Raw genomic sequence first — 23864 nt, 5'->3', positions numbered from 1 at the left:
AGGAAAAATCCTTTAATGTAACTTTTTTCCTGAGTTAAATATTGATAAAATTTTCCTTATACAAATATAGATAAAAAAACTAGAAATGATAAGCGTACAGTCATGTACGATTAGGTGGGGAGATCATGGTTAAAGCGAGCAGCAAATATAAATATCTGTGTTATATCATCTTTCTTTTATTAATCTCAATGTTGGAATTCTATCCACTTACAATTGTTTTCGGAATAACAGTTAGCCTTGCGCCATTTTTATATTTGGCAATGATAAGATTATTTGGGCTGAGGGCATCTTTATTTGCGACTGTTTTTATGTCTGTTGTGACATATATCTTTTATCAGCATGATATGTGGGTGTTCCTGAGTGTATTAGAAGTATTAGTTATTGGAAGCTTGTATAAAAAGAAAGGCAAAGACCTGTTTACATGGAGTTTTGTCTATTCCTTTTTATTAATAATTATTATGCTGCTTGCAATTTCTTTTGGATCGTTTACTGAAATCTCTGGTAAGATTCTAGTACTTAATATATTTATCGGAATGATCAGCATTATATTTGCGGCACTAGTTGCGGATATGTTTTGCGATTATTATCCATATATCCCGTTTATCAATCGTTTTGTAACAGAACGAAAACCACTGCATTTTGGGCAAATCATTTCCTATTTACTCATATTCGCAGCGATCCTTCCCATACTAGTGATCATCTTCTTTCATGCAAGAACATTGGAAGAAGATTTGTTTCAACAATGGGAACAAAAAACAGTTCAATTGGAAGAAACCCTTCAAACGAAAGCGGAAGAAATGGATTCAATTGAATTGAAGAATTATGCATTAGATTCTGAAATTGAAAAAGCCAGATTAAAAGTGGAGCTGGACAGGTTCACAGAAAATGAGAATGCGGGTATTTATGTACTTAATGAGGATCTTGGTTTTTGGATTGAGGCAGGTTCTTTATCAGCAGGAGCACATGATATCAAACGGTTCAGCACAGGTTCTATCATGAAAATTGAACAGAATGACTATATCTGGTTTCCCACAGAAAAACCGGTTCTGTTGGACTGGACGAATGCTAATTATATAGGGAAAACAAAATTTCTTGAGAAAGAAGTTTACCTCGTAATCCCGTTAGAGGAAGGGATTGCAGAAGTAGTATCAAATCTAAAGATTTATTTGTTCCTTTGTCTGATAGTTTTATTTGTCTCTTTATTTTTCGGATTAGTTACAAACCAGATATTATCAAGAGCATTAGGTACATTAACAAATATTACTAGCGATATTCCAAATAAAGTTGGAAACGAACAAACCATTGATTGGAAAGATACTAGTATAATGGAATTCTCACAATTGATCGGTAATGTGAGAATTGTTGCGGAAAAGCTCCGTTCCATGTTCTATCAGACAGAAGTCCAAAATCAGTTGTTGATAGAGCGAACAAACAGGTTAATGGAATCTGAAGCGAAATTATTTCATCTGGCACATTATGATGTATTGACTAACTTACCAAACAGACATTATTTCTACAAGACTATGGAAGAACAGTTAGAGAAAAGAGTAAATACACCAACTAAGTTTGCTGTAATATTTCTGGACCTGGATAACTTCAAACATATTAATGATACATTTGGTCACAGTGGCGGGGACGATTTGCTTCGTACATTTGCCGAACGTTTACGTAATTTCGAGATAGAAAATCCTTATGCAAAAATGTTCCGGCTTGCTGGTGACGAGTTTGTCTCTATTGTAGACTTAGCATCCTGTAACGAGATTAATGATGTACGCCAGAAATTACTGGAAGTTATAAATTATCCAATCAAAATTCAGAATAAAACGGTAGAGTTTAGTGCAAGTATGGGAGTTAGTGTATTTCCGGAAGATGGGAAAACGATTGATACATTACTCCATCAGGCAGATACATTAATGTATAATCAAAAAAGCAGTCACCACCAGAGCCAAAGTACTACTGTCTATGAGGGGGAAAAAGAATGAAAAAAATATATTATATACCTCTCTTTATTAGCATATTTTTACTGGTAAGCTGCGCTTCTCCTGATATTCAGTTGTTAGATGAATCCGATTTATATAAAGAACCTGTTATAAATGAGGAGCCGGGCAAAGCAAGTGATCAATTAGTCATATGGACAGTAAGTGATATTTTTCAAAATTCTTTACCAGCATTTCAGGAGAAATATCCAGACATTGAGATTGAGATAGAGGTTATTGATAAAAATCGAGCTGTCAGTATGTATCTTGATAGCCTTATTGCTGAAAAAACGCCCGATTTGTTCGTGATACCTGATGACCAGTTAGGAGCATTCCAGGGAATTGGCGGTCTGGAGAACTTACTTGATGAGCCTTATTTCGATGAAGATTTTCTTTCGAAAAGGCCGGAAGGATTAATAAATGAATATATCCATGAGGACAAAATGCACGCAGTACCGCTTTTGTTTTTTCCATATGTAACCTATTACCGTAGTGACATATTGAGTCAACATGGCTATCCGTCTGAACCGGCGTCATTAAGCAATTATATGAAAAAGCCTGAACATTGGCTGAGAATGGCGAGAACATTAGCAAATGAAGGACATTATATTGCTGAATCTGATCCAATGCTGGTTGAGCTTGCTTTAAGAACATCTAATTTTGTTAACGAAGAATATAATTATATTGGTGAACAGCCGCCTTTTGATGATGTTATTTCAGCAGCAGTTAGTATTTCTGAAGAAAACTTAAGTCCATACTTAAATATTTGGGATGAGCGTGGAAAAGAAGCACTTCGAAATAATGAATTGGTTATGATATATCATGCTAGTTATTTAAGTGAACAGCTGGCAAATTGGGTACCTGAACAAAAAGGAAAGTGGGCTGTAGCAGCTTTACCATTTAATTTAACCGGTATTGATCGTAAGTCAAGTATGTCTATTGCTGTTTCTTCATACAGTACTAATAAAGAAATTGCGTGGGAATTTGCAAAACAGGTTTCAAATGATATGCTGGGCATGTATCAGTATCCATTAAATGATCCGTTTTTTGCTAATGATGATTTACAGCCAGTATTATGGAATCAGGTAGAAAAAGAAATCCCGGGTAAACCAAGCATGATTGATCAGGAAATCCGTCAATTATGGGAATTAGCACTGAAAAATTTTCAAAACGGTGAGAAAATTACTGACTATTCCGTCCAATCTGTTCATGAGAATGTTATCGAACAAATAAGGCAAGATCAAAAAGCATTACAAAATTATATTGCTGATAATTAAGAAGATCACCAGCATGACGGAATTTTCCGTTGTGCTGTTTTTTATGTCAATGAAATATAACAACAATATCAAAATGGAATAGGTTTATCAATAAATGATGTTATAATTATATATATACTATTCCTTTAGGCTGGTGATTCAAATGGAGATGCAACTGAAAGTCTCGACAGGTATGAGCGGATTTGATGAAACGATCGATTCACTGCGTTTAGGTGATAATGTCGTGTGGCAAGTCGAAGATGTGGATTCCTACAAGGGAATTATTACCCCATTCGTAAATAAAGCAATAAAAGACAACCGGAAGATTATATATGTCCGTTTTGGGCAGCATAGAAAACTCATCGAAACTAACAACAATATTAAGGTTTACGAAGTTGATGCAAAGAAGGGATTTGAAAGCTTTGCAACTGAGATCCATCGTCTGATTGAAAAGGAAGGTTATAAAACATTCTATATTTTCGATAACTTAACAGATCTTTTATCAAGTTGGAATTCAGATTTAATGATCGGTAACTTTTTCAAAGTTTGCTGTCCGTATTTGTTCGAGCTGGACACGGTAGCCTATTTTGCTATTACTCGCAATGTTCATACATACAGTACCATTGCTGGAATTCGGGAAACAACACAGGTGTTGCTTGATTTATATGAAGTGGAAGGGAAAAGGTATATTCACCCATTAAAAGTATGGCAGCGATATTCCCCGACAATGTTTTTTCCACATTTGATTGAAGGTAGCAATGTAAAGAGTATAACCGCCAGTTCGGAAGCATCCAGCCTTTTTGCAAATGTTAATCTTGTAGAAGAAAGAATGGACAATTGGGATGTTATTTTTGCAAAAGCAAAAGATGCATTAAACGAAAGTATCGAAGAACAGGAAGATATTAAACAGAAACTAATGTCACTTCTTATAGGCGAAAAATCTAAAATGTATGACCTGTGTAACCAGTATTTTACTTTGGAAGATATTCTAAGAATTGCCTCAAGGGAAGTTGGAACTGGTTTTATCGGTGGGAAAAGTGTTGGAATGCTGCTAGCTAGAAAGATATTAAGTTGTGATAGAGGCAACCGGTTCAGTAAGTATATGGAGACCCACGATTCTTTTTATATAGGGTCAGATATTTTCTACACATATATTGTTCAAAATGGCTGGTGGAAATTACGGGTGAAGCAAAAAACTAAGGAAGGGTATTACCAGTATGCAAAAGAATTAAAAGAAAAGATTTTAACAGGGAAATTTCCAGCCAATATTAAAGAACAGTTTATTCAGGTATTGGAATATTTCGGTCAATCGCCAATTATTGTCAGGTCGAGTTCTTTGTTAGAAGATAACTTTGGTAATGCATTTGCTGGTAAGTATGATAGTGTTTTTTGTGTCAACCAGGGAAGTCCTGAGGAGCGGTATGAACAATTGGAGAATGCCATTCGTACGGTTTATGCAAGTACAATGAATGAGGATGCACTGGAATACAGAATGAACAGAGGACTGTTTGAGAAAGATGAGCAAATGGCAATATTAATTCAGCGGGTTTCTGGTGACCATTATTCTGATAATTTCTTTCCACACGTTGCAGGTGTGGGGAATTCTTCTAATTTGTATGTATGGGATAAAAATGTGGATATGGATGCTGGAATGATTCGTTTAGTTTTTGGGTTAGGTACAAGAGCTGTAGACAGAACAGTGGATGATTATGCAAAAATCATTACATTAGATCAGCCGACAAGAAAGCCATTAATGCATATGGAAGATGAGAAAAAATTCTCCCAGCATGGAGTGGATGTTTTATCGATTTCTGCAAACAAATTAACAAGTGTAAAGCTTGATGAAGCCATTTCGCATGTTTGGGACGTTGAACGAAATCTGTTTGCGTCAATTGATACGGAAACCGCCTTTCGATTAAAGGAGCTTGGTTACCGGAATATGCCGACACCATATATTCTTGATTTTAAAAATTTATTGAAACATACTGCTTTTCCGAAAGTGATGAAAGATATGCTTGCTGAAATTTCCAGAGTGTATGATTATCCGGTCGATGTGGAATTTACTGCTAATTTTCGCTCGAAGGATGATTTTAAGATTAACATCGTACAATGCCGTCCATTGCAAACAAAGGGTCTTGGTAAATCAGTGGATATTCCCATACTGCCAAAAGAGGAACCGTGTTTTATTCAAACGAATGGAAACTTTATGGGTGGCAACATTCGATTACCAGTTGATTATGTTATCTATGTGGATATGGATCAATATTTAGCATTAAACGAGAAGAATAAATATAGTGTTGCAAGAATAATTGGTAAAGTCACAAGACAGCTGAAAGATAAGAATATTTTCCTTGTCGGACCTGGCAGATGGGGAACATCTACTCCTTCATTAGGTGTTCCGGTTCACTTCTCGGAAATCCAGCATGTTAGTGCCATCTGTGAAATAGCCTCCCAGGCAAAAGGGTTCATGCCGGAGCTATCTTATGGCAGCCACTTCTTTCAGGATATTGTTGAGTCTGATATATTCTATGCTGCATTATTTGATGGGGATAAAAATGTCAGGTTCCATCCTGATTATATTATGAACAACGAAAATTTATTGGGGAATTTTGCCGTTAACACAGAAAACTGGAGTGAAACGATCCATATATGTAAAACGCCGGATATGGAATTATTATCAGAAATAGTCAATCAAAGATTGTTATGTAAATAACATTGGCAGACAGTTCATCAAAAATCGGGACTGTCTGCTATTTCTCTATCAAATTCGACAAAAAATTAATTATGTAATATAGTAGAAAAGACCCTTTTGGATCCTGTCTAAAGCAGGTATGTTCATCTCTTATAAGTTTCGCTAATGCTTTTTGCGGAATCGTAAATCCTCACTGAGCTAAAGTCTAACATATATTAGAAAGTCCGCATTCCGGATTTACGGGTCTATTAACCTTTTTAAATTAATTAACAGGTGGGGAGAGTATGAATATAGCTCATTTCTTTCATACAGATCATAATATATTTTTTGTTGTTCTATCATTTCTTATTGCATTTATAGCATCTTTTGCTTCTATTGATCTGGCACAACAGATTAAATCAACAACCGGTTTTATCAAACATGTCTGGTTACTGACGGGCGGGGCGGTATTAGGTATTGGAATCTGGTCCATGCACTTTATTGCCATGATTTCCTATCAATTTGCAGAGCCAGTATATTACGATACATGGATTGTATTTTATTCAGTTATTATTGCCATTGCTTCCTGTATAGCCGGTTTTTATCTGATTACTTTTATGAAGGTAAGAATTGCAGCACTGTTTTCTGCTGGAATACTGATGGGTGCGGGAATTGCGGGGATGCACTATATCGGTATGGAGGCATTGAAATTAGTTCATATCACTTATGATCCGCTTTTTGTGAGCTTTTCGGCAGTTATTGCGATTACTGCTTCGATCTTCGCATTATTGACTGGTTTTATTATACCGGACGTGTCAGCAACTGTCATCAACAGGAGACGATGGGGGTTCTCCATTTTAATGGCAGTGGCAATAACAAGTATGCACTATACTGGCATGGCAGCGGCAACTTTTCACTATGACTCTTCTAATGTACTTACGGATAATGATAGTTTAGTAAACATTGATGTTTTTCAATGGTTCGTTATCATATTTACCTTTATCCTATTCTTTATTGTATTCGTTTTTATCTTCTATCAGAAAGCTATCCGCAAGACATTGAATCTACAGGAAACCTTGATTCATTCGAGCATTGTCGGCATCGTCTTAACAGATCCTTATAACAATATAATAAAGGCAAATCTGACTTTTAAAAAGTTAGTTGACTTATTGCAATTGACTGTCAGTAATAAACAGCTGCATAAAAACTTCCCTTTCCCGCTGGATCAGATGGAGTCTTTTGAAGTCCGTGAATTTGAATATAAAAAGTATTTTATTGAGGTAAGCAAAGTGCTTGTTCAACTAGATGATGAAATACAGTATCTATGGTATTTCCGGAATAATACGGAAAAGAAAGAGGCAGAGCTGCTTATACATAAAATGGCTTATTATAATCAGATAACGAACCTGCCAAACAGGAATATACTGGAAGATCAAATGAAACAATGGAAAAACGAGCAGCAGAGTAATATTACCTGCCTATATGTGCATACACACCGTTTGCGGTTTTCTGCAGGAGATTCGGGTGCATTTGAGGGAGATAACTTTATTCGCCTAATCGCAAACAGAATAAAGATGGAGTGTTCGGCACAGAACACTATCATCCATTATGAAAATCGCAGTTTTCTTGTATTTGTTCTTCATGCGAAAAAAAATGATATACTCGAACTAGCTGAAAGTCTGCTGCATCGGCTAACCTTACCTTTTCAAATGAGGCAGGGAACCTTTAGTCTTGCCGTAAATATAGGGATCAGTAACTATCCGGTTCATACAGACAGGATGGGAACACTGGTTTATTTTGCAAACTTAGCGATGCTGGAATCTAGTCAAAGAAGCAAAAATCAATATACCATCTTCGAAAAATCGATGCTCGAAAATACGAATCGAAAAATTCTGCTCGAAAATGCAATGATGCAAGCAATGAAAGATCAAGAATTTTACCTGGTTTATCAACCAATTATTTGCGTTCAAACCGGCAAGGTGGCCAGTGTTGAGACATTAATACGCTGGAATAGCAAGAAGTATGGGTTTATTTCCCCGGCAGAGTTTATCCCGATTGCTGAGGAAACTGGTTTTATCAATGAACTGGGAGCTTGGGTTGTGCGAGAAGCATGTCTGCAATGGGGAGAATGGAAAGAGAATGATCAACCATTGACAAGAATCGCTATCAACGTTTCTGCCGTCCAATTAGCTCATGACCTTTTTATTTCTACAGTTAAAAAGATACTTTCCGAAACAGAGATGAATGCACATTATCTGGAACTGGAAATAACGGAATCTTCGTCACTAAATTATCATAAATCGCTTAAAGATAAACTTGATACATTGTCTGAAATGGGAATCAGTTTATCTTTGGATGACTTCGGCACAGGGTATTCCTCTTTTGAGCATTTAAAAGAATTGCCTGTTAATAAGCTGAAAATTGACCGTTCTTTTATTAATGACTTATTAAGTGATTCGAATCAGCAGGCAATTCTGCGTTCTATTATTCAGTTAGGTCATAACCTCAATATGAAAGTACTGATGGAGGGAGTAGAACAGGAAGAGCAGCTGGGGTGGCTGGAACAAAATCAGTGTGATCTGATTCAGGGTTATTATTATTCCAAACCGTTGGAACCAAAGAAATTAACCGAATATGTATCAAATCAGAACCGCTAATCAATACAATGGATTAGCGGTTTTTTTATGTTGCATATTATGTTTCATTTTTGGATGGAGTCATGTAATGGTATGTGTGATTTAGTTCACAACAAACTTTTGCAGTTCGTGATTTAATGAACATAAGAAATCAGATTGGGAACATGGAGGGATGACACATGCCAAAGAAAAAATCTCCATTATGGCAAAGAATGAATTACTTGAAACCAAAAGAAAAATATTCGAACAATCACAGTCAGCTGCAGGAAGGGGACCGTGATTGGGAAAATGTGTACAGAAGAAGGTGGCAGCATGATAAGGTAATCCGCTCTACACATGGCGTAAACTGTACCGGTTCATGCAGCTGGAATATATATGTGAAGGACGGAATAGTAACATGGGAAGGTCAATCATTGGACTATCCTTCTACAGGCCCGGATATGCCGGATTTTGAACCGAGAGGCTGTCCGAGAGGTGCGAGTTTTTCATGGTATATCTACAGCCCGCTCCGCGTGAAGTACCCATATGTAAGAAAAAAACTGCTGTATCTGTGGCGTGAAGCATTAAAGCATTATTCAAATCCTATGGAAGCATGGAAAAGCATTGTCGAAGATCCGGAAAAAGCACGGAGCTATAAACAAGCAAGAGGAAAAGGCGGCCTTGTTCGTTCTGATTGGCAGGAGGTTACACAACTAGTAGCAGCCTCTGTTCTCTACACAACAATGAAATATGGGTCAGACCGTAATATTGGCTTTTCACCAATTCCTGCAATGTCGATGGTCAGTCATGCAGCAGGAAGCCGGTTTATGTCACTACTAGGTGGTCCAATGCTAAGTTTCTATGACTGGTATGCAGATTTGCCTCCGGCATCCCCGCAAATATGGGGAGATCAGACGGATGTACCGGAAAGTTCAGACTGGTACAATTCGGGCTATATCATGACATGGGGATCCAATGTACCGCTAACTCGTACCCCTGATGCTCATTTTTTGGCAGAAGCAAGATACAAGGGAACGAAAGTTGTCTCAGTCAGTCCCGATTATGCTGAATCAACCAAGTTTTCGGATGATTGGATGTCTGTCAAACAAGGTACGGATGGAGCAGTTGCAATGGCAATGGGACATGTTATACTAAACGAATTTTATCAAAAACAGTCAACTGCTTACTTTGAACAATATGCCAAAACGTATACGGACTTTCCGTTTACTGTATTACTGAAACAAAAAGGTGATCAACTGGTAGCAGATCGATTCTTACAGGCAAAAGATCTGGGGATGGAAACAACGAACAGTGAATGGAAACCGTTAATGTACAATGCAATAACCCAGAAGTTTGCAATTCCGCAAGGTACAATGGGTTCGCGGTGGGATAAACAAGGTAAATGGAATTTGAAATTAATAGATGAACAAACAGGGGAGAAAATCGAACCAGTACTTGGATTTTTAGGAATGGAAGATGTGGTGAAAACAGTCGATATTGCTTATTTTGATGCAACTACCCGTGCAACGATGAAGCGTGCCGTTCCGGCGAAAAAAATCGAAATCAATGGAAAAACAGAATATGTAACAACAGTGTATGATTTAATGCTTGCTAATTATGGTATTGACAGAGGAATTGGCGGGGATGTAGCGAAATCTTATGATGAAATCGAAGCATTTACACCAGCATGGCAGGAACAGATTACAGGAGTGGACCGCAGTCTTGTTATAAAAATTGCGAGAGAATTTGCGCAGAATGCAATTGATACAAATGGACGTTCCATGATTATTGTTGGAGCAGGAATTAATCACTGGTTCCACTCTGATGCAATTTACCGTGCAGTAGTCAATCTAGTAATCATGGTAGGTGCCCAGGGTGTTAACGGTGGCGGATGGGCTCACTATGTAGGACAGGAAAAACTCCGCCCTGCAGAAGGCTGGAATACAATCGCTACTGCAAAAGACTGGCAAGGACCGCCTAAATTACAAAATGGGACATCGTTCTTCTATTTTGCTACAGACCAATGGCGTTATGAAGAAACATCGATTAATGAGCTAACTGCGAAGACGGTAGATAAAGCAAGATATGAGCATCCGGCAGATTATAATGTCATGGCAGCACGATTAGGCTGGCTGCCATCATACCCAACTTTTAGTAAAAACGGTATCGATGTTTACAAGGAAGCAGTTCAGGCAGGTAACCAGTCTGTGGATGAAATCGGTAAATATGTTGCCAATCAATTAAAAGATAAAAAGCTGGAGTTTTCAATTGAGGATCCAGATAACCCTGTAAATTATCCTAGAACTCTGTTTGTCTGGCGTGCAAACTTAATCTCAAGTTCCGGAAAAGGGCATGAGTACTTCTTAAAACATTTACTTGGTGCAAGCCATGGATTGTTAAATGATGATACTGACAGTATTCGCCCAGCAGAAATTAAATGGCGGGATAAAGCCCCTGAAGGGAAGCTTGATTTATTAGTAGACCTGGACTTTCGAATGGCAGGAACAGGATTATACTCTGATGTAATCTTGCCTGCTTCCACATGGTATGAAAAACATGATCTGTCCAGTACAGATATGCACCCGTTTGTCCATCCGTTTAATCCGGCAATCTCCTCACCATGGGAAGCCAAGTCGGATTGGGATATTTTTAAAGCATTAGCGAAAGGGATTTCTGATCTGGCAGAACAGATTGATTTAGATGAGATCAAAGAAGTTGTCACAACGCCCCTGCAACATGACACACCACAGGAAATTGCTCAACCTCTTGGTGAGATAAAGGATTGGTCAAAAGGGGAATGTGAGCCTGTGCCTGGTAAAACGATGCCGAATGTTCACGTTGTTACAAGAGACTATAAGCAACTGTACAAGAAATTCACATCACTTGGACCTAACATTGCGACAAATCCATATGGCGGTAAAGGTATCAGCTGGTCAATGGAAAAAGAATATGAACAAACAAAGCATGCAATTGGTCAGGTGGAAGAGGAAGGTATTTCTAAAGGAATGCCAAATATTACAGATGCTAAAAGTGCCTGTGAAGCAATTTTAAGATTGTCTTCAACAACCAATGGGAAAATTGCTGTAAAAGCATGGGAGGCACTGGAAAAACAAACAAACCTTGAATTAAGAGATTTAGCGGAAGAGAGAGAAGAGGAATTGTTTACCTTTGAACAAATAAATGCACAGCCGAAAACGGTAATTACTTCACCGGCATTCAGCGGCTCAGAAAAAGGTGGCAGAAGGTATTCGCCGTTTACAACAAATATTGAACGCCTTATCCCATTCCGGACAATTACAGGAAGACAATCTTATTTCCTGGATCATGAAATGATGAAAGAGTTTGGTGAAGAAATGGCGACATTCAAGCCAATGTTGCATCACACACCATTCAAAAAAGACCGGCCGCCAGTGGAAGGGAAGGAAATAACATTAAATTACCTGACCCCACATAACAAATGGTCCATTCACAGTATGTATTATGATGCACAGCCGATGTTGACACTTTTCCGTGGTGGTCCGACAATCTGGTTAAACAAAGATGATGCTGCAGAGGCTGGAATTGAAGATAATGACTGGATTGAGTGCTTTAACCGTAATGGAGTGGTCGTTGCAAGAGCAGTGGTATCTCACCGGATTCCAAGAACAATGGCATTTATGCATCATGCACAGGATCGGCATATCCATGTGCCTGGAACAAACCTAACGAAAAATCGCGGCGGGACACATAACAGTCCAACAAGAATTCATATGAAACCAACCCATATGATCGGCGGTTATGCGCAGTTAAGCTATGGTTTTAACTATTATGGACCAACAGGAAATCAACGGGACTTACATGTTGTTATCCGCAAACTAGAGGAGGTTGATTGGCTTGAAGATTAAAGCACAGATCGGAATGGTCATGAACTTGGATAAATGTATTGGCTGTCATACATGCAGTGTTACTTGTAAAAACACCTGGACAAACCGTCCGGGTGCCGAATATATGTATTTTAACAACGTGGAAACTAAACCAGGTATCGGTTATCCGAAACGGTGGGAAGATCAGGAACATTATAAAGGCGGCTGGGAACTTGACAGCAACGGGAAATTAAAACTGAAATCCGGATCCAAAATGAAGCGATTAATGAATCTGTTTTATAACCCTTATCAGCCGACACTGGAAGATTATTATGAGCCATGGAATTATGATTATGAAAAGCTGACAAACAGTGAAGAAAGAAAACATCAGCCTGTCGCAAGAGCAAAATCAGCTATTACCGGAGATTTTATGGATCTGGAGTGGGGTCCAAACTGGGAAGATGACTTAGCGGGCGGTCATATTACAGGATTAAGAGATCCAAATGTGGAGCAGATGGAAGAATCGATCAAGACAGAATTTGAAGAAGTGTTTATGATGTACTTGCCGAGAATTTGTGAACATTGTATAAATGCTCCATGTGTTTCTTCTTGTCCATCTGGGGCAATGTACAAACGGGACGAAGACGGTATTGTACTAGTTGATCAAAATGCATGTCGGGCATGGCGCCATTGTGTCACATCATGCCCATACAAAAAAGTATATTTTAACTGGAAAACAAATAAAGCAGAAAAGTGTACCATGTGTTATCCAAGGATAGAAAATGGCCAACCGACAATCTGTTCGGAAACATGTGTCGGCCGGATTCGTTATATTGGTGTCATGCTATATGATGCTGATCGTGTACTTGAGGCTGCCTCAGTAGAAGATGAGGATAAATTATATGAAGAGCAATTAAAAATATTCCTTGATCCAAAGGACCCTGAAGTAATTAAACAGGCTAAAAAAGACGGCATCCATGATGACTGGATTGAAGCAGCTCAGCAATCACCTATTTACCGGATGATCATTGACTGGAAGATCGCGTTGCCATTACACCCGGAATACCGCACAATGCCAATGGTGTGGTATATACCGCCACTAAGTCCTGTGATGAATATGATTGAAGGAAAAGGCAGCAATGCAGATGTTGACGATATTTTTCCTGCGATTGATGATATGAGGATACCTGTTGAATATCTTGCAAATTTGCTGACAGCAGGAAATAAGGATCACATTCGAACAGTGTTAAAGAAAATGGCAGTAATGAGAAGTTTTATGCGTGCAGAGACAACTGGAAAATCTTATGATGAAGAAATCATTCATGAACTTGGTCTAAATAAAGAGGAGATCAGGAAAATGTACCGCTTGCTCGCAATCGCTAAATACGATGACCGTTTTGTTATACCGAAAAGTCACCGTGAAGAAGTTAGAGATCTGTATGATGACCAGGGTGCATGCGGTCTTGATTTTGCCGGCGGACCGGGAAGCTGCGGAGTATTATCTTAAGGGGGGAATTAAATGAAGCAGGAAGTATTAACTTCTGCCTATCAATTAGTTAGTTTCTTGCTCCGTTACCCGACAGATGAACATATCGAGGCAATGGAGGAAATGAAACTATTCTTAAATGATATCGAGGTAGACTCTGTCAGCAGGCCGCTGACAGAGTTCATCCATTCGATAGCAGACTGGAATAAAGAGCAATTGGTGGAACATTATATTGAAGTGTTTGACTTTGGAAAAACTTCCAATTTATATATGACCTATTTGAAGCTTGGAGAACAGAAAGAACGAGGGTTGGAGCTGCTAAGGCTAAAGAAATTTTATCATGCAGCAGGATTTGAGGTAACGGACAAAGAACTGCCGGATTATTTACCGTTGATGCTAGAGTTCTGCTCTTGTGTCGAATCAAACATCCGCTGTGAGTTACTTGAAAAATATACGATGGCGATTGTGGAAACAAAAGGGAAACTAACGGGATTTAACAGTAACTATGCTAACTTACTTGAAGCATTACTCGGTTTAATGGAAGCAGAAGGAATGGAAGTGGAGAATACCGGAGTAATGTACCAGGAACAGCCATTATCATTGGAAGATGCACGGATTATGCAGTCAATGAGAGACCAGCTGATCCGGAATCAGTTAGGCTAAAGGGGTGGAGTTTTATGAGTAATTCAGTTGATTGGCTTCTATGGGGAATCCTTCCATATATAGTTTTAACGATTTTTATTGGTGGACATATATACCGTTATCAGAAAGATCAATTTGGCTGGTCATCAAAGTCCAGTGAATTCTTAGAAAAAAAGTACTTGCGTATTGGTTCATTATTATTCCATGGTGGAATATTTGCTGTTTTAGGCGGCCACTTCCTCGGAATACTAGTTCCTGTCAGTGTCTATCATTCACTTGGGGTTACTGAGCATCAGTATCATGTTATTGCACTACTGTTCGGAATACCCGCAGGGATAGCGGCTGTTACTGGATTAGCCATCCTTTGCTACCGGAGACTTTCCGTGAAAAGAATATTTAAAACCACATCCAAAGGTGACTGGGCAGTATTATTTTTTCTTATGATAGTCGTTCTATCAGGACTATCTGCTACTTTTTTAAATATAGATTCCCACGGGTTTGATTACAGAACAACTATCGCTCCGTGGTTTAGAGGATTGTTTATCTTCCGCGTACAGCCGGAGCTCATGGCAGAAGTGCCAGTATGGTTTAAAATTCATTTATTTGCAAACTATGCCTTTGCATCAATATGGCCATTTACTAGAATGGTTCACGTTTTCAGTTTTCCGGCAAGGTATTTATCAAGAAGCTTTGTTATTTATAAGCGTCAAGTAAAAAATTAAACATAAGGTTGTGATCTCTTATGGATCTATCAGCAGTAAATAAACTGGAAAAGCAAGTGAAAGATGAGAAGCTGAGCGGGGTGGAACGCCTTCTTCTTCATCATAAAATAGCTCAGTATTATATGAAAGAGAATAACTATACATTGGCATCCCATCACTACCAGCAGGCAATCAAAAACAGGTATAATGATGAATCCACTGAAAAAATCTGGCTTGATGCACATCTTGCCATTGCAAAATTAGATGAACGTTTTGAACAGTACAGCCAGGCAAGAATGACATTAGTGAAGCTGCTGCAGTATTTTGAGAAGAATAATAGGAAGAAAACAGATATTGCATACCTTTATCAGCGGCTGGGCTGGTTGTTCTACAAAGAAAACGAACTCCATCAGGCACACACCCAGCTGGAACTTGCTAAAAAGCTACTTTTAGAAGAAGTCGATCTAACAGATCCGGCTGTTTTACGGATAAATGATCAGCTTGCAGAAGTATATTTACAGCTGGATCAGCCGGAACTTGCGATTCGTTTGCAGGAAAGACACTTTAAGGTGAATGAAGAGAGCTGGACTGATGAAGAAAAGGCAACATTATTAATAAAAATTGGAGAATTATATTTTCATACAGATTTGAAAAAGGCAAGGAAAAATATGGAAGATGCATTGAAACATGTAAGTAAAGATCATCCGTTGTATGTGAGAGGAACAGTGCTGACAGCAGAAATCGAAGAAACACTTGGAGCATTACCGAGAGCCGCCAAATATTACAAAGAGGCATTAGGACTTGTGAATGAATCTTTCTTAGTTGTTTTTCTTCATGCAAAACTGGGAACGATCCACTTGAAGCTTGGTCGGAAAGAACAGGCACTTGACTATTTGGAAAATGGCCTCCCACTAGCTGAAAATTATCAAAAATTACGAATGCAGTATTTGTATGCACTTGGACAAATTTATTCAGATAAGCAGGAATTTGATAAGGCTTTTGACATGTATACAAGCTTCCTGCAAGGTTTAGAGGCTGACAACAAAACAAGGACAATTGCCTATGCAAACACATTACAAGCCATTGCTTACAATTACTTAGTGCAAAAGGATATAGACAATGCGCTAGTGAGATACAGTGAAGCATTAATGATTTACCAGAAGTCCGGGTCAAACTGCCGTGAAGAAAAAGGATTAGCTGCTGTACGATTAGCCTACTGTTATCTTCAGACAGGTGATGCAGACAAGGCAGAAGTGTATTATAAACAAGGTGTAGCAATATTGGAAAAAGTAAAAGATAAAGGATTGAAAGAAGAAGCATTAATGGCAATCATAGATTTTTATCAGAAAACAGATCAGCCTAAGAAAAGTTATGTATATGAAGACAGATTAGTGAAGCTGCAGTAAATAACATAACCAGTATATATTCCTGCTAAACATGAGACTACTGCATGTTTGGGATGTTGTTAATAAAGTTTAGGGTAATGATGAAAAGAAGTTGCATCACCTCAGGTTTTATGTTAACTTCTAATGTATAAAAGTTAACGTTAACTAAAGTTAAAAGAAAGTTTACAATGAGGTGGCAGTATGCAATCAGGAAAATTAAGAGCAATTATTTTATCAAGTATCTTTGCAGCAATCACAGCAATACTCGCACAAGTCCAATTCCAGACATTCATTGTACCATTTAGTGCACAAACATTAGCGGTAGGATTAACTGCTACGATTCTAGGCAGCAGGTTAGGCGGTCTTTCTCTTATTTGTTATATGTTACTTGGGGCGATAGGTTTGCCTGTATTCTCCGGGTTTTCCGGCGGACCGCAAGTTATCGCAGGTCCAACAGGAGGATTTATCATCGGGTTTATATTTACCGCATTTATCACCGGCTGGATTCTGGAAAAAACAAAATTTACGATTCCTTGGGCGATCGTTGCCAATATTGTCGGAATGGTCATCACACTAGCATTCGGTGTTGTGCAGCTGAAATATGTTGCTGACTTATCATGGAGTGCTGCTATGGCGACAGGTGTAACTCCATTTATTGCTTTTGGCATTATAAAAGCACTCTTAGCGAGCTGGATAGGCATTATTGTGAGAAGAAGATTAACGAAAGCGCAGCTTATTCCAACGGTATCTAATGAAAAAGCTGCATGATAAGAAACTGTCCGAGACTTCGTTCGGGCAGTTTCTTATTTTCGGTAGATTTGTTCCAGATATGTAGTTGGAGCGACACCGATAACTTTCTTAAAAACACGGCTGAAATAAAAAGGGTTGGAAAATCCCAGAGAATCACTAACCTCGGAAACATTGTACTGCTGGTTTTTGAACAGCTGAATAGCATGTTCAATCAGGATTTCATTTTGATATTGTGTGATACTTTTACCTGTATGCTTTTTAAAAAGGGAAGATAAATAAGAGTAACTCATGCCCATTTCCTTTTCAATTTTCCTGCTGTCCAGCTTCATCCCTTTATTTTTATGAAATAATTCTATCATCTTCGTAACCGTCCGGTTGGTTGTTGAATACGAGTCTTTCATTCTTTCCATATACAAGTCTAAAAAAAGTTCATATGCCCCCATGCTCGCATATATTGGACGAAAAGGGTGCGATGATTCAAATGTTTCCAGCAGTTTTGACAATTTTGATTCAGTGTATGTAATCTGCTCAGTTTTTCCTGTCTTCGGCAGAATAATGTTGGAATGGTAAAGTTTTTTAGGGATAATGGATGTATGCCGGTATGGAGAAAATTCTTTTTGTTCATTATCGGTATTTTCCGAATAAAAATGGATATAAAACCATTCGGAACCCCGCTCGTACAGTTCCTCACCCCAGTGATGTTTATTTTTACTAAGAAAAAGATAGGACCCTTTCCTTAAATCATAGAGTTCTCCTTCTTCGATTACTTTCAGGCGGCCGCTCACAACATAAATAAATACATTTAATTCAGGCATTATCCGGTTTGGATGTGAAAAAACGCCATTCTCATCCTTGATAAAACCAATTTCCTGAATTAATGATAAAGAATTTGCTGTAATTTCTATACGATGTGCCATGTTCATTCCTCCTCAAGTCTATCATACTTAAATATCCAAAAAAAAGATAGGTATTCTGATAATATGAAATGTACTTTTTACTTTTCAACCTTCATAATGAAAGAGGACAGTTACCATTATTGGAGGTAGTGCAATTGGAAAATATCATATTAAAAGAAGGCTTGTTCCAACAATCACAGGAAAAAGGAAAAGAATATCTGCTGTACTTGAATGTCGACAGATTGATTGCACCGTGTTATGAAGCCGTTAATCACCAACCGAAAAATGAAAGATATGGCGGCTGGGAGAAGACACCCATTGCTGGACATTCCATTGGGCACTGGCTGTCGGCTGCAGCTCAAATGTACAGTGTAACATATGATGAGAGATTAAAAGATAAACTTAATTATGCTCTGGCAGAATTAGAGTATGTACAGTCACTTGATGGAAAAGGATATTTAAGCGGATTTTCCCGAGCTTGCTTTGATAAAGTGTTTTCAGGGGATTTTGAAGTGGAGCATTTCAGCCTTGCTGGTTCCTGGGTTCCCTGGTATTCTATCCATAAGATTTATGCCGGATTAATAGATATCTATCAATTAACAGGCGATAATAAAGCTCTGAAAATTGTGAGAAATATGGCTGACTGGGCTTACAATGGATTGAAAAACCTGACCCATGAACAATTTCAGAAAATGTTAATATGTGAGCATGGCGGAATGAATGAAGCTTTTGCGGATTTATATACAATCACAAAAGACGAAAGATATTTAGAACTAGCAGAAAGATTTTATCATGAAGACATTCTTGAACCGCTCGCAAATGGAAAAGATGATTTGGAAGGAAAACATGCGAATACACAGATTCCTAAAGTAATTGGTGCAGCCAAATTATTTAATATAACAGGAAAAGAGAAATATAAGAACATTGCAGAGTTTTTCTGGCATCAGGTCGTAGAGCATCGCACATATGCGATTGGAGGAAACAGTATCCGTGAGCATTTCGGACCTGAAGAGGCAGAAGAACTCGGTATATTAACAACAGAGACTTGTAACACATATAACATGTTAAAATTAACGGAGATTATTTTTGACTGGTCACAGGAAGGGAAATACTATGATTTCTTCGAAAGGGCATTGTATAATCACATTCTGGCATCTCAGGATCCGGAATCAGGCATGAAAACATACTTTGTCTCCTCAGAGCCCGGACACTTTAAAGTGTATAACTCAAGAGATCATTCTTTCTGGTGCTGTACAGGAACAGGTATGGAAAATCCTGCTAGATATAACAGGGGCATCTTCTGTCAAAAGGATAATCAGGTTTATGTCAACTTATTTATCGCTTCCAAGTATGAAACAGACTCTGTAGCGATTCAACAGGACACAAACTTTCCTAATCATGATCAGACCTTGCTGACACTGGACAAAATGGATGAAAATATCACACTGTGGATTAGAAAGCCATACTGGTTAGCAGGAGATATAGTTATCGAACATGATGGCAGAAAAATTGAATACAAAGAGAAAAACGGATATATCCAGCTTGAAGGCAAATGGAATAACGGTGACAAATTGAGCATTACGACACCAATGAACCTTCATAAGTATGTAGCGAAAGATGATGCGAAGAAGCAAGTAATTATGTATGGGCCGGTCGTACTTGCAGGGGCATTAGGAAGAGAAAACTTCCCGGAAACGGATATTTTAGAAGATCATCAGGCATTGAATAATCACCCTTTAATTGAAGTACCTGCAATTGTAACAAATGATCAGGATCCAGGCGACTGGATTTCATTAAAAGACACAGATACTTTAATTTTCCAAACGAAAGCAGTTGGGCAGCCAGGTAATCAGGAGCTAAGTTTAAAGCCATTTTATGACATCCACCATGAACGGTATACGATTTACTGGAATATTATGGACGAAGAAAGCTATGAGAATTTTGTTGATGAAGAAAAAGAATTAAGGGACCGTCTCCAGCATGTTACTGTTGATGTGGTGACACCACATGAACAACAACCTGAAGTTGACCATCAGATGAAAACAGAAAAGTCCACTTCCGGTTACCTGAATGTTGTTCACAGTGGTTACAGGGATGCCCGTGATGGCGGATTTTTCAGTTATGAAATGAAAGTGGACCGGACAAAAGATATGTATTTGCATGTTACTTATTTTGGCGGTGACTTGCCAATGCATACTGATGGGAAATGGATGGAAAGAGAGTTTTCTATTTTGGTAGAGGGAGTAAAGATTGCTGACCAGACATTAAATAATAACAAACCGGGTCAACTGTTTAGTGAAAGTTATCCGATACCGCCACATCTTATTGGGGATAAAGAAACCGTACAAATTAGATTCCAGGCAGAAGAAGGGAAAATAGCCGGTGGAGTTTATGAAATACGAATAGTAAATGAAAGTAAAATATAATCCTATATTACTGTAAATAAAAAAAGAATCGGGTGTAAGCTGCACCCGATTTGATTTTATCCTGCTATACTTTTGTATAATTAGTAGTAGAATGAAGCACCAACAATAATTAATAAGATGAAAAGCACAACGATTAAAGCAAATCCTCCGCCATAACCGCCGGAAGGATAACCACCATAACCGCTTCCGTACCCTCCACATGGATTGCATCCGTAGTAGCTCACAAACATCAACCTCCTTCATTGTTTTCACTAATTAATGTATGTTTATTCGTCCAATCGGTTAGGGTAAATGACCATATTTTTAAAAAATGGGCGGTTTCTTTGACTGGGAAAAACAATGTAAGATTATATAACAAAGTAGGAGGCAGGATATTATCTGCTTTGTTATAGTGTAGATAACACCTAGTTGTTACATGTAAGTAGATTAATTAGTCCACTTTTTTTCAGCTTATATGTATGATGCTAGTTGCTCCCCAATCCATTTAAGGTGTGTGCTTTCACTCCAGGCAAAGTAAAAACCAGGAAGTAAACCTGGTCCTTACTTTGCTATTTTTTTTCAATCAGGATAATCATCTGGTAAGTCTCACTTAATAATTCCTAATGTCTTTAGTCCATTATAGATGCCTGAATCTTCCACAGTGGTTGTCTGATATCTGGCATATTTCAATAATTCCGGGGTTGCATTGCCCATCGCGAAGCTGTTTCCGACATATGAAAGCATCTGCTTATCATTCATTCCATCACCAAATGCAATCGCCTCATCTGGAGAGATATTCAGCTTTTCCAGGATTTTTCGGGTGGCAATTCCTTTATTAACATTTTCACGAATTACATCATAACAGTGCTCCAGACCGGCTACATTTACTTGCGATAAATAGATATCTTCATTTTGAAAGTGATAAAGTGATGGCTGATCCGGTTCCACATTCATTATGGTAATACCGAGGATATCATTAACATATTCATTGCCATATAGCTTAACATCTTGTAAAGCAAAATATTTAATAAACTGTTGAACAGATTCAGCTTCTGTTGTTGTTAATAAATTTAACTGTTTAGTGTATAGTATCATTTCGTGTTGATTCTCATCAGCCGTCTGGAGATATTGTTCAATCATTTCTGCAGGCATAGGTTCATTTACAATTACGTTATCCTGGTAAAGAGCATATGCGCCGTTATATCCAATGAAAGAGGTAATGTCAAGCTGTTCCGCTATATTGCTTATTTCATGTAATGGTCTACCTGTTGCAAGGAAAACTTCAATCCCTTGTGCTTTTGCCTGACTTACTGCAATTTTCGTAGATTCCTCAATCGTATGGTCTTCACGCAAAATGGTTCCATCAATATCCAGAAACAGGACTTTATATTTTGCCATTGGTATACTCCTCTGCTTTCAATTACTTTAATTAAAATGTGAGTTTGGTCAGTTTTTCTCCACTTGTTTCCTCATACCCTTTGACATAGTTTAAACGGCGTTGTGCAGCAGTTTGATTAACCTGTTCATCAGCATGATAGGAAGAACGAACAAGCGGGCCAGCTTCGCAATGTTTAAAGCCTTTCGAGAAAGCAATCTCCTTCAATTCTTTAAACTCATCAGGATGGTAGTACCGTTCTACTTTTAAGTGCTTTTTTGTTGGCTGTAAATACTGGCCGATTGTCATAATATCTACATTGTTTGCCCGCAGATCATCCATTGTCTCGATAATTTCTTCTTTTGTTTCTCCTAAACCGACCATAATACTGGATTTTGTTGGAGTGTCTGGAGCAATTTCTTTCACCCGGCGCAACAATTCCAGTGACCGGTCATACATAGCTATCGCACGAACTCTTTTCGTTAGTCTTCTTACTGTTTCGATATTATGATTAAAAATGTCCGGTTTACTGTCCATTAATGTATGTAAGCTTTCATAGTCACCTTTCATGTCAGAAGGTAATATCTCAATCGAGCAGCCCGGCACACGATCACGGATTTGTCGAACTGTCTCAGCGAAAACTGCAGCACCGCCATCCTTTAAGTCATCGCGAGCAACAGCAGTTACTACAACGTGTTTCAATCCCATGATCTCCACGGATTCCGCAACGCGTTTCGGTTCTCCCCAGTCAAGTTCGTTCGGAAGACCTGTTTTTACTGCACAGAAACGGCATCCTCTCGTACACGTATCACCAAGAATCATAAATGTAGCTGTCTGACGTTCACTCCAGCATTCATGAATATTAGGACATTTTGCTTCCTCACAGACTGTGTTTAACCTCTTATCACGCATCAAATGTTTTAAGCGATTATAAGATTTGTTCGTATTAATTTTAATCTTTAGCCATTCCGGTTTTCGTAAATATTCTTCGTTTTTTGCCATTTGTATCGCTCCTATCTAGATAAATTCCAGGAATCATTCATATATTTGCTATACATTAGCTCTTCAATTTCACGAAGCTGTGCTTCATTGAACTCATAGCTAGTTAACTCAATATCCAAACCCTTTGCAAATCCTTGCCGAAAAGCAGTTCTTGCTTTTTCAACCGATACTTTTTCTGTTGCCACATCCTGAATAGAAACTGCTTTGTCTTTGAAGGCGTTTTTTGCCCGTTCTTTGACCCTTTCATTTGGATAAAGGAATAGGTCATACAGTTTGTTATTATCAATAGTGATTGGAATCGAACCATGTTGTAAAATGACTCCCTTTTGCCGGGTTTGTGCACTTCCGGCAGCCTTTTTTCCTTCAATCACTAATTCATACCAGGAAGGTTCCTCAAAGCAAACAGCAGATTGTGTTGTTTCCAGTTTACCCTCAGGGATCGAAAAGGATGCTTCAATATTAAGAAGCTTAAATCCTTCCAGTAATCCTTTAGAGATAACGCGGTAGGCATCTTTAACCGATTTCGGCATATCTGGATGATTTTCTGAAACAATAACACTATATGTCAGTTCCTGATCATGCAGAACGGCTCTTCCGCCAGTAAGTCTCCTTACTAACGGAATATTCTGATTTTTCAATGCATCTAAATCAATTTTGTTTTTAGTCTTTTGAAAATACCCGACAGACATCCCTGCCGGTTCCCATTCATAAAAGCGAATAATTGGCGGAATTTCCCCTTTACTGTGCCAATTTAACAGACATTCATCTACAGCCATATTAAAGGCAGGCAGTGACTTGCCTGTATCAATAAAATACCAGGTTTCTGTCATTGATATTAGGCGATTGCCGTTTATTACGTCAT

At 38.3% G+C, this 23864-nt stretch carries 16 protein-coding genes; 11 read left to right on the top strand and 5 right to left on the bottom strand.

All coding sequences use genetic code 11. The features are described 5' to 3' along the window. Window positions 1-125: 125 nt before the first annotated feature. The 10 genes from BMW36_RS06060 (at window position 126) to BMW36_RS06015 (ending at window position 17342) form a co-directional block, all read left to right on the top strand. Window positions 126-1982, top strand: coding sequence for a GGDEF domain-containing protein (locus tag BMW36_RS06060; RefSeq protein WP_089739968.1), 1857 nt, complete (start codon window positions 126-128; stop codon window positions 1980-1982). Beyond that, window positions 1979-3253 carry an ABC transporter substrate-binding protein gene (locus BMW36_RS06055; RefSeq protein ID WP_089739967.1) on the top strand — a complete coding sequence of 425 codons (1275 nt, stop codon included), beginning with the start codon at window positions 1979-1981 and terminating at the stop codon, window positions 3251-3253. Before BMW36_RS06060 ends, BMW36_RS06055 begins: the two co-directional genes overlap by 4 nt. Window positions 3254-3395: 142 nt before the next feature. Continuing rightward, complete coding sequence (locus tag BMW36_RS06050; RefSeq protein ID WP_089739966.1) at window positions 3396-5945, top strand: PEP/pyruvate-binding domain-containing protein; 2550 nt, start codon at window positions 3396-3398, stop codon at window positions 5943-5945. A gap of 263 nt (window positions 5946-6208) precedes the next feature. Continuing rightward, window positions 6209-8560, top strand: a complete 2352-nt coding sequence (locus BMW36_RS06045; RefSeq protein ID WP_089739965.1) for a bifunctional diguanylate cyclase/phosphodiesterase — start codon at window positions 6209-6211, stop codon at window positions 8558-8560. 158 nt (window positions 8561-8718) lie between these two features. Further along, window positions 8719-12402: a nitrate reductase subunit alpha gene (locus BMW36_RS06040; RefSeq protein WP_089739964.1), complete on the top strand. Its 3684-nt coding sequence runs from the start codon at window positions 8719-8721 to the stop codon at window positions 12400-12402. After that, window positions 12392-13867 (top strand): nitrate reductase subunit beta, encoded by a 1476-nt coding sequence (gene narH, locus BMW36_RS06035; protein ID WP_089739963.1) that lies wholly within the window; start codon window positions 12392-12394, stop codon window positions 13865-13867. Before BMW36_RS06040 ends, narH begins: the two co-directional genes overlap by 11 nt. A gap of 12 nt (window positions 13868-13879) precedes the next feature. Beyond that, complete coding sequence (gene narJ, locus BMW36_RS06030) at window positions 13880-14509, top strand: nitrate reductase molybdenum cofactor assembly chaperone (RefSeq protein WP_089739962.1); 630 nt, start codon at window positions 13880-13882, stop codon at window positions 14507-14509. A gap of 14 nt (window positions 14510-14523) precedes the next feature. After that, window positions 14524-15210 carry a respiratory nitrate reductase subunit gamma gene (gene narI / locus BMW36_RS06025; RefSeq protein WP_089739961.1) on the top strand — a complete coding sequence of 229 codons (687 nt, stop codon included), beginning with the start codon at window positions 14524-14526 and terminating at the stop codon, window positions 15208-15210. Window positions 15211-15230: 20 nt separating this feature from the next. Further along, a complete protein-coding gene (locus tag BMW36_RS06020; RefSeq protein ID WP_089739960.1) occupies window positions 15231-16595 on the top strand; it encodes a tetratricopeptide repeat protein in 1365 nt (454 codons plus the stop codon). A gap of 180 nt (window positions 16596-16775) precedes the next feature. Next, complete coding sequence (locus BMW36_RS06015) at window positions 16776-17342, top strand: biotin transporter BioY (protein ID WP_089739959.1); 567 nt, start codon at window positions 16776-16778, stop codon at window positions 17340-17342. A 35-nt stretch (window positions 17343-17377) separates the two neighbouring features. Here BMW36_RS06015 and BMW36_RS06010 read toward each other — a convergent pair whose 3' ends face one another. Continuing rightward, window positions 17378-18241, bottom strand: coding sequence for a helix-turn-helix domain-containing protein (locus BMW36_RS06010; RefSeq protein ID WP_089739958.1), 864 nt, complete (start codon window positions 18239-18241; stop codon window positions 17378-17380). Window positions 18242-18369: 128 nt separating this feature from the next. Here BMW36_RS06010 and BMW36_RS06005 point away from each other — a divergent pair, with 128 nt between their 5' ends. After that, on the top strand, window positions 18370-20646 hold the full coding sequence (locus BMW36_RS06005; protein WP_342707254.1) for a beta-L-arabinofuranosidase domain-containing protein: 2277 nt from the start codon (window positions 18370-18372) through the stop codon (window positions 20644-20646). Window positions 20647-20726: 80 nt separating this feature from the next. Here BMW36_RS06005 and BMW36_RS06000 read toward each other — a convergent pair whose 3' ends face one another. The 4 genes from BMW36_RS06000 to BMW36_RS05985 form a co-directional block, all read right to left on the bottom strand. Next, entirely contained in the window at window positions 20727-20876 is a 150-nt protein-coding gene (locus tag BMW36_RS06000; protein WP_089739956.1) for a YjcZ family sporulation protein, read from the bottom strand. Window positions 20877-21231: 355 nt separating this feature from the next. Then, window positions 21232-22023 carry a Cof-type HAD-IIB family hydrolase gene (locus BMW36_RS05995; protein ID WP_089739955.1) on the bottom strand — a complete coding sequence of 264 codons (792 nt, stop codon included), beginning with the start codon at window positions 22021-22023 and terminating at the stop codon, window positions 21232-21234. Between the two features lie 31 nt (window positions 22024-22054). Then, window positions 22055-23002, bottom strand: a complete 948-nt coding sequence (lipA, locus tag BMW36_RS05990; RefSeq protein WP_089739954.1) for a lipoyl synthase — start codon at window positions 23000-23002, stop codon at window positions 22055-22057. 11 nt (window positions 23003-23013) lie between these two features. Further along, window positions 23014-23832: a lipoate--protein ligase family protein gene (locus BMW36_RS05985; protein WP_089740075.1), complete on the bottom strand. Its 819-nt coding sequence runs from the start codon at window positions 23830-23832 to the stop codon at window positions 23014-23016. Between the last annotated feature and the right edge of the window lie 32 nt (window positions 23833-23864).

The organism is Gracilibacillus ureilyticus (genome assembly GCF_900111195.1).
Taxonomy (GTDB): domain Bacteria; phylum Bacillota; class Bacilli; order Bacillales; family Amphibacillaceae; genus Gracilibacillus; species Gracilibacillus ureilyticus.
Note: the sequence above shows the minus strand (reverse complement) of the source record. Positions and strands in the feature narration are given on the sequence as shown.